The organism is Microcoleus asticus IPMA8 (genome assembly GCF_013179805.1).
Classification (GTDB): domain Bacteria; phylum Cyanobacteriota; class Cyanobacteriia; order Cyanobacteriales; family Microcoleaceae; genus Microcoleus; species Microcoleus asticus.
On record NZ_SRRZ01000078.1, the window covers coordinates 26,145 to 34,926 of the forward strand.

The 8,782-nt window shown below is 48.9% G+C and carries 6 protein-coding genes and 1 pseudogene; 6 read left to right on the forward strand and 1 reads right to left on the reverse strand.

Translation table 11 applies throughout. From position 1 onward, the window contains the following. Window positions 1-351: 351 nt before the first annotated feature. On the reverse strand, window positions 352-1,032 hold the full coding sequence (locus E5S67_RS20070; RefSeq protein WP_172190168.1) for a peptidoglycan-binding domain-containing protein: 681 nt from the start codon (window positions 1,030-1,032) through the stop codon (window positions 352-354). A 196-nt stretch (window positions 1,033-1,228) separates the two neighbouring features. Between E5S67_RS20070 and E5S67_RS20075 the strand changes: the two genes are divergently transcribed. The 6 genes and pseudogenes from E5S67_RS20075 to E5S67_RS34810 all read left to right on the forward strand — a co-directional run bounded on the left by E5S67_RS20075 (window position 1,229) and on the right by E5S67_RS34810 (window position 8,631). Then, window positions 1,229-3,244, forward strand: coding sequence for an SdrD B-like domain-containing protein (locus E5S67_RS20075; protein ID WP_246276884.1), 2,016 nt, complete (start codon window positions 1,229-1,231; stop codon window positions 3,242-3,244). Between the two features lie 181 nt (window positions 3,245-3,425). Then, window positions 3,426-3,626: a hypothetical protein gene (locus E5S67_RS20080; RefSeq protein ID WP_172190169.1), complete on the forward strand. Its 201-nt coding sequence runs from the start codon at window positions 3,426-3,428 to the stop codon at window positions 3,624-3,626. A gap of 276 nt (window positions 3,627-3,902) precedes the next feature. After that, entirely contained in the window at window positions 3,903-6,509 is a 2,607-nt protein-coding gene (locus E5S67_RS20085) for an SdrD B-like domain-containing protein (protein WP_172190170.1), read from the forward strand. A gap of 399 nt (window positions 6,510-6,908) precedes the next feature. Beyond that, the gene (locus E5S67_RS20090; RefSeq protein WP_172190171.1) at window positions 6,909-7,769 is read left to right on the forward strand and encodes an SDR family oxidoreductase; all 861 of its coding nucleotides are present in this window, start codon (window positions 6,909-6,911) and stop codon (window positions 7,767-7,769) included. 252 nt (window positions 7,770-8,021) lie between these two features. Then, a pseudogene (locus tag E5S67_RS20095) lies at window positions 8,022-8,432 on the forward strand (IS5 family transposase); the annotation flags it as partial. Between the two features lie 13 nt (window positions 8,433-8,445). Next, window positions 8,446-8,631 (forward strand): transposase, encoded by a 186-nt coding sequence (locus E5S67_RS34810; protein WP_422614760.1) that lies wholly within the window; start codon window positions 8,446-8,448, stop codon window positions 8,629-8,631. Window positions 8,632-8,782: the final 151 nt, after the last annotated feature.

Here is an 8,782-nt window from a genome sequence, read left to right on the forward strand (position 1 = left end):
GACTGTTGTGCGATCGCAACTTTTGATTCATGCAATAGCCTCAAGCTATTTAACAAATCTCGATCGCAATATCAACCTTTCTTTGCTAATAAGCTACACGGTTCAGGCGTTGCCTGCGAACTAGAGCCGAGCGGGACAAATACTCTAATTCCAAATTTTTTATCCAAGTTTTTGTGCTTCTTGGTTTTGCCCCTCATGTTTTTAAGTTAACACCAACTGCGTGCATGAAAACACTTTGTTTACCAAACTTGACACTTTTTGACGTGCAGAAATACTTCCAAAAGCGATTATTAACAATTTGTACGATCGCCAGATCGCGCAACGTGCATAGCCGGCACTTTTCGCTTGCTGTCAACGCAGCAGAGCTTCCCAAGTTGCGCGGCCGACAATGCCATCGGCGGGTAATTGATATTGTCGCTGAGCCGCCTTGACAGCAGCTTGAGTTGCCGGGCCGAACACGCCGTCAGCACTCACGCGCAAAAATCCCTTGGCCCGCAGCCGCTCTTGCAAATCTCTGACTGCCGGCCCCCGCATTCGTCTTCTCAAAACTGGAAAATTGGTTGGCTGCGCTTCGGGACTAATCTCTGAGTTGTCGGCAGTTACAGGATCGTTGGCTATGGGGTTTTCGACGATCGCGCTCGGAGCCGCAGGAAACAGCCTGTTCCAAGTATCTTGACCGACTATTGCGTCTGGAGCGATGCCTGCTGCTTCTTGGAACTCAGATACAGCTCTAGCTGTGCTTTGCGAGAAAACCCCGTCTACAGTGTCAGCGTAAAAGCCCAACAATTTAAGAGCAGCTTGGAGTTCGATCACTTCCGATCCGCGGCTGCCCAATTTGATTGCGGGGCGGACGATCGCACCTGTTTGAGCGATCGGGCTGTTGCCGTTACTCTGTTCGGAGGTAGGTAGCTGTGCTGCAACAGGAGTAGAAGCGATCGCTCCCATTAGCAATAAACCGCACAAACTCCAGCCTCCGAGCCAACTCGGAACCTCGCGGGCGTCATTCCAGCTTGCTGTCAAGTTTTGGGACATTGGGAATTCGAACTCTGCAAAACTGGTAGCGATCGTACATCAAATCTGGAAAAAAGTGGGAAGTTCGGCATTGGGAATTGGGCATGGGGCATTAACTGGTTCCCAGGAAGAGCCTCGGAACCTGTTAACTCAAAACTCACAACTTTTCCCCCCTTCCCTTTCCTAAAAAAAATTTATGCCTCTCAAATAGCTGCAATTGGCAAAAAAACTGCTAGATTGCCCTACAGAAAACATTGAATCGCGTTCCTTGGGCCCCAGCAACACCATGTCCGAATCCAGCAGCAATCCCACCAGAACCGCCCGCCAAATAGACATCGGCAACGTCAACATCGGGAACTTCCAAGTCGGCAGCATCAGCGGCACCAAATACAACGACCTTAACGCCAACGGTAGCCCCGATCCCGGAGAAGTCCCAATTCCCAACTGGCAAATCTACCTCGACCTCAACAACAACAGCCAGCCAGAGTTTAACGAACCTTCCACACTCACAAACCCGCAAGGCAACTACATCTTCGCCAACCTGCCGCCGGGAACTTACCAAGTTAGGGAAGTCCAGCAGCCGAACTTTCGCCAAACTACCCCAAATCCCGCACCCATCACGATTACCAGCGGGACAAACGCTGGCAATATCAATTTTGGCAACAACTTCAACGCAGGGACGATCGCAGGCACAAAATTCAACGACATCAATAACAACAGCAGCCGAGATCTCGGGGAACAAGGGCTAGCTAACTGGCAAATTTACCTCGACCTCAACCGCAACAACAGGCTCGATGGCGGCGAACCTGTTACTTTGACAAACGTTGAGGGCAATTACGCTTTTGTCAATATTCCCGCAGATACATATTTGGTGAGAGAAGTCCAGCAACCGGGTTTTCGCCAAACCACGCCTGACCCCGGCCCAGCTAATGTTACTTCCAACGCCACTGTCAACAACATCAATTTTGGCAATGTCTTTTTTGTCGGCAGCATCAGCGGCTTCAAGTTCAACGACCTCAATGCCAACAGCGTCCGAGATGCGACAGACCCGCCTCTGGCTAACTGGCCAATTTACCTCGACCTCAACGCCAACAGCAGCTTTGATCCGGGCGAACCCAACACCATCACAAACCCGCAAGGCAACTACACTTTTGCGAATGTTTCCCCGGGCCGGTATTTGGTGAGGGAAGTCCAGCAACCGGGATGGGTACAGACTACGCCAAATCCAGGCCCGATCGACATTACCGGCAATACCAACGCTGTCGGCGTCAATTTCGGCAACAATTTTCCCACCGGCAGCATCAGCGGCTTCAAGTTCAACGACCTCAACGCTAACGGTATCAACGAACCGACGGAACCGAGAGTTGCCAACTGGCCGATTTACCTCGACCTCAACAACAACGGCGCCCCAGATCCCATCGAACCTTCGACTTTAACAAACCCGCAAGGTAATTTCTCTTTTATCAATTTGTCTCAAGGCACCTATTTGGTTAGGGAACTCCCGCAACCCGGTTTTCGACAAACCACGCCAAATCCAACTCCCATCGCCGTGGGCAACGGCACAAACGCCACTAATCTCAGCTTTGGCAACGTGTTGGTGACGGGCACCATCAGCGGTGTGAAATTTAACGATTTTAACGCTAACGGCCGCCTAGATCCCGGGGAACCGCCGATCGCCAACACTCAAATTTACATCGACCTCAACAACAACAGCAGTTTAGATCCGGGTGAAGCGAGTACCTTAAGCGACGTTCAAGGCAATTACAGTTTCCGCAACGTTCCGGTAGGTAGTTATGTAGTCAGGGAAGTCCAGCCGCCCGGTTTCATTCAAACGACCCCGCCTGCGGTGGTTGTTGTCTCGGCAGAGATTCGGGCCAGCAGCATCGATTTGCTGACGGGAGATTTGCTGACGGGAGATACTGAGGATAGGTCGGCTAAATCCTTGAATGGCGGCCCGCGGACGGATGCCAGCAAATACGCGGGCGAACCTGCAGGCAATATTGGGGCGGATAGCTTGCTTTCGAGCCAGGGTCGTGATATTTATCGAATTAGTGATTTTTTGAGTGATGGATCTTTTGCGAATTTAGGCAATATTCCTAACTTTGAGCAACAGAATGTCGGTTTGAATCTGAATGCAGAAATCAACCAAATTGTCAAGGTAAATGAATTAATTAATTTGGCGATCGCTCACTCGGTTGTGCCGATGGGTGTGAGAGATTTCCCGGTGATGTAGGGTGACACAAAGCTCGATCGCCCGGAATCCCAAACCGCAGATCAAAATCAGGAAGAGGTTAAAGGGCGATCGCGTGATACCCTATTGTTGGCAACCTCCAACACTCAAGCCTAAGTTCCGGCAACTCCGAAACTGGCTTGTATATTGGGTGCAATATTCAGAGGCAGTAGCATCTCTGTGAGTGAGAAACTATCAGGTAATTCCCCCAAACCCGATCGGCGTATTTCCAGGCAAAGCAAGTCATATCAAGTCCGGTAGCTCGATCGGTGCTGTTTCGCTGTACTTGGCAATCCCAGACAATGCGATCGCCAAGGACAGCGAACCAGGACAAACAAGAACGATGCAGCCGGACTTGATATCAGGGGGGAGAAGTCAGTCTTAGGCTTTTTAAAGCTCGAAACAGCAAGTATGTATGGACAGAGAAGGCGTGCAAATCTTGAAGATGTTGCCCTCAAATTGCCAGGGTTCTTCAAAACCTGATATACTTGCCAGCGACAAAGCTTGAGGCACTGTTGTGGGAGATGGGAACATTACCTCAAGTGCAGACGTATGTAAAATCGAGTAGCGGTTGTCAGCTATTAGTAAAAACTACTCAGCAACTTACAACCCATACAGTAGTCTGTAATTTACGTGGATTTAGGTGTGAAGGAGAGAAATCATGGCAGATTTAGATTTAACTAACTTGGACGAGCGCAGTGCCCTGCAACTACAGCCTGTTGTGGTTGGGAATGCTGGCCCGGCAATTTTAGGCATCAAGTTCTTTGACCAGAACCGGGATGGCATCAGACAGCCAACTGAAATAGGTCTGGCGAATGTCCCCATCCTCCTCGAATCAGCAACAAGCACCAACGGTGTATTTGATGCTGGTACTGGAGAAGTCTCAACCACGACGGACGCTAACGGATCGTTCTCATTCATAAATCTTGTCCCGGGCAATTACGTACTCACGGAAACCGTAATACCTGGTAATTTGACCCCTACTACTCCCAACCCCCTCGCTGTCACCGTTGGCAACAGAAATGTCAACGTTTTCTTTGGCAACGGCCCAGTCGAAACACCTTTAGGCAGCCGGATCGTTGGATGCAAATATTTAGACATAGATGCCGACGGCTTCCGAGATGGAAATGAACCGGGCATTAAAAATGTCAGGATTTATATTGATTCAAATGGCAACGGTCAACGCGATACAGGGGAAGCCAACACCTTAACAGACAAAAATGGTGCATGGTCGTTCAACGTAGCACCCGGAACCTACAAGATTCGGGAAGAACGGATCAGACGACAAATTAATTCTGTTACCGGACTAGAAGTTAACGATCCGAGCGCAGAACCCTTAGAAACACAAGATTTTCCCCAAAGCACACCCCCCGGCAACGTTCCGGTACTGGACGTGACGGTAGCAGCAGGTCAAACCTTTGCCTGCGCTCAAGTTGGCGACACTCCGCTCTATCAAATTGAAGTTAACAAGTTTCGAGACATAGACCGCAGCGGCACGCGAAATGTTGTTAATGGAGTCTTGGAACCCCCCATTGCCAGAGTACCGTTTATTTTAGATGTGAACGCGAACGGTCGCTGGGATGGAGCCGGCTCCGAACCGATAGCCATCACAGATGCGAACGGAGTAGTTACCTTCAAGGATTTGCGAGCTGGCGATTACAGAGTGTTGGAAATTTTTCCAGGTGTACTGCCTGCTGAAGTAGGTGGCGGTGCCCCAGGAAACCTCAATGCTCCAGTAGCAACAACTCCAAACCCCACTCTGGTTTCCGCACCAGGGCCTCAGGCGCGATTCCAGGGTACGATCAGCAGAGAGCAACCGCTGCTAGTAGCAGACTCAACCTACACGCTGAAGCCAAACGACCCTAGATTCGTAGACACCAACCGCGACGGCGTTCAACAAGCAGGTGAAAGATCGATCGCGACCACTGGTGAGCGGCCGATTTTTGCAGCGCCAGTTACAACTTTACCAGCGCCCAACCCCCAACCATCACTTACCTTTTCTCCAGTTGGAGCTACTCAGGGTATTGGCAGTAATGCCGGTGTGGGCAACACTCTACCAATCATCAATGTCTTCAAATACAACGACTTGAATGCCAACGGTCGCTTTGAACCAACTCAGGGTGAATTGCCAATTAACGGTGTCACTGTATTCCTCGATACCAACAATGATGGCACTCCCAACACTGGAGAACAGCAACTCACGACAAATGAGCAGGGAAGAGCTGCCTTTACCAACTTGACACCGGGCAACTATGTCGTCCGAGAAGTTGTACCGCCGAATTTCTCGGCTTCTACTGCAGATCGCGTCGATGTTACTCTGAGCAATCAGGACGCCAACGTTACCTTTGCCAACACACCCAGCAGCAACATCACCGGGTGTAAGTTTGAGGACTTCAACCTGAACGGTTATCGAGATGGCAATGAACCAGCAATAGCTGGTGTCACCATTTTTATCGATAGTAATAGTGACGGTCAGTTGCAAGCAAATGAAGCCACTACTACTACCAATGAGTTTGGTGTCTTTGCATTCAACAATTTGCGCCCCGGCACTTACAGCATTCGAGAAGTAACGCCTCCTGGTTACTTCCAAACCACTCAACCAGTAGATGTTGTTCTCGGTGCAAATCAAACCTTTACTTGCGCTTTGGTCGGTAACTCTCGCCGCTATGACCTGTTGGTTCCTAAATTCCGAGATGACAACCGCAACGGTGTAAGAGACGGAAACGAACCGCCCCTTGCCGATGTCCCCTTCACTTTGGATTTTAACGGCAACGGTCGCTATGATGCTGCAACAGAACCGCTAGTGAGAACTGATGCTGCTGGGATTGCTCGGTTTAATAATTTGTCTCCAGCCACCTACTCGGTTTTGGAAGTCTTCGATACTCCGGGCGTTCCCAACAATTTCCCGATCCGAACTGGGCCCAACCCGGTTAGCTTTGACGTACCTGGTCCTAATACTACGCCTACTGTAGTGGTACCGACACCAACAGCGACAACCGATCCGGTGACTGGCGGCACGGGTGTGGTAACTGGTTCTAGCATCCCCGATCCTCTGAATAACCCCGGCCGTTCAGCGGCGGCTTTGGTACAGGCCAGCAGCGCCGATAGCTTGCTCGCTCCTGAGAGTGCAGATGTTAGCAGCTTTGTTGACTTCAACGAATTGAAAGACTCGACGAGTTCGCTGATTGAATTGTTTTTAGCAGAGCAGGGTCTCCCTCAATTACTGTTAGCTGCTCCTACTCAGAATGCTTCGACTTCCTTGTTCTAATGTTAGGTTGGGTTTCTAGTTTGAGACTCAGCAATTAGTAACTAGCTTGTTTAAACTGCACGTCAAATGATGTTTTGGCGTGCTTTTTGCTGTTGTGACAATAATGTAGAGGCTCGCGGGGCGGGTTTATGGATTTCTTTAATTACCGGAAATATTGTTCGTGAAACCCGCCTCTACAACAAATATATCCCGATGCTCGTAGGCGCTGGTTTTACCGACAATCTTTGAGGAAAACTCACAATTTATATAAACCAGCCCGCCACAATCATGGGCTCGGCTGACGGGTTTATTTATCTCTTTAATTACTGTCTTTAGTCGTAGAGCGCGATCGGCAAAAAGAATGATTCCCTGCCCCAAGAAAACCTTTATTTATAGAGGTAGAACATAGAGGAATATTTTATGCCAACTCAACAACAAACCAATCCGGCTCAACATCAAGAACAGCAACCGGGTGTTGAATCCCAAATGACTCCACAACCTCAATCCTTGGCGGAGGGATATCGCGGTAGCGACAAATTGCGGGACAAAGTAGCCTTAATTACCGGCGGAGACAGCGGTATCGGGCGTGCAGTGGCGATCGCTTTTGCGAAGGAAGGGGCAGACGTGGTTATCAGCTATCTCAACGAAAATGAAGATGCTAACAAGACCAAAGAGGCGATCGAACAACAAGGCCGCCGCTGTATTGCGATCGCCGGCGACATCGGCGATGAAAGCGTCTGCCAAAATCTTGTAGAACAAACAGTTAAAGAATTTGGCCATCTCGACATCCTCGTCAACAATGCCGGCGAACAGCATCCCCAAGAAAGCATCGAAGACATCACTGCCGAACAATTAGAGCGCACCTTCCGCACCAACATTTTCTCAATGTTTTACCTCACAAAAGCCGCTCTAAAACACCTAAAAGAAGGAAGTGCAATTATCAACACTACCTCTATCACCGCTTACAAAGGCAACCAACAATTGCTAGATTACTCCTCGACAAAAGGAGCAATTGTTGCTTTTACCCGCTCTTTGTCTCAAAGTCTAGCTGAGAAAGAAATTCGCGTCAACGGAGTAGCTCCCGGCCCGATTTGGACGCCTCTAATTCCTGCAACTTTTCCTGAAGAAAAAGTTGAAAAATTTGGTGCAGACACGCCCTTGGGACGGCCGGGTCAACCCGATGAACTTGCCCCCAGTTACGTGTTTTTAGCTTCAAAAGATTCGTCTTACATGACGGGTCAAATTTTGCATCCCAATGGCGGTTCTGTGGTTAACGGATAGAAAGGAGTTGCGGAGAAATAAAGTACCAGTCAAATAGGGATAATCGTCATATCCCATTTGGGTAAGGTTTCAGAACCTTGTCATTCCGGTAGATACTCTTGTAATTGCTTTAGTAAGTAGCTCATTGCAAAAAACAATAGTATCTTGTAGGGCTGGGTTTTGCTAAGAGGATGTTTTAAAAGTGGGGGTAGGGTGTAAAAAAACTCACAAGGCGTATGCTGAGATTGGTAAAAACCACCACTTTGTGAGCGAATGACTAAAGCATATCCTAATGATTTAACTCTGGAGCAGTGGGAATTAATTGCCGAAATGTTTCCATCGGCAAAAACTGGTGGTCGTCCCCGCACCACAGCCATATATGCAGTGATGAACGCCATTGTCTACGTCTTATGTCAAGGATGTACGTGGCGGGCATTACCCGGAGATTTTCCCCCTTGGTCAACAGTCTATGGGTATTTCCGCAGGTGGCAAAAAGATTGCACTTGGTTGAAAGTACATGACAAACTGTACCAATGGGTGAGAGTGACTGCCGGACGTGAACCCAGTCCATCGGAGGCGGCAGTTGACAGTCAATCAGTCGAAACCGCCACCATGATTCACCAAGACGTGGGTTATGACGCAGGTAAACAGATACATGGTCGTAAACGGCATCTGACTGTGGATTTGTTAGGTAAGCGTGTTACGAGTTTTGGTTACATCTGCCTCTGTCCCCGAACGTCAAGGAGCAAAGCTTGTCCTTCAACGAGTGTCTGCAACCGGAAATCAAGTCAAGCGATTGCATACGATTTGGATGGATGGAGGATATAAGGGGGAAGATTTTCGGCGCTGGGTAATGGATATACAGCACTTCCAGATGTTATGAGGTACAGTAGCAGCAATTAGTAAACCAGTTTTTGAGATGTTGAGGATTCATTAAATCCAAAGCCACAGCAATTATGGTGTCAACCATTTTAGTGGTGGTTGGTGAAAACTGTCGCAATAAAGATTTGAGTTGCGACCACCATAATTCAATT

Bases quoted from the DNA above. Each gene is read 5' to 3' on its own strand.
- E5S67_RS20085 (WP_172190170.1), top strand. From the start codon at position 3,903: ATGGCAGATTTAGATTTAACTAACTTGGACGAGCGCAGTGCCCTGCAA.
- E5S67_RS20070 (WP_172190168.1), bottom strand. From the start codon at position 1,032: ATGTCCCAAAACTTGACAGCAAGCTGGAATGACGCCCGCGAGGTTCCG.
- E5S67_RS20090 (WP_172190171.1), top strand. From the start codon at position 6,909: ATGCCAACTCAACAACAAACCAATCCGGCTCAACATCAAGAACAGCAA.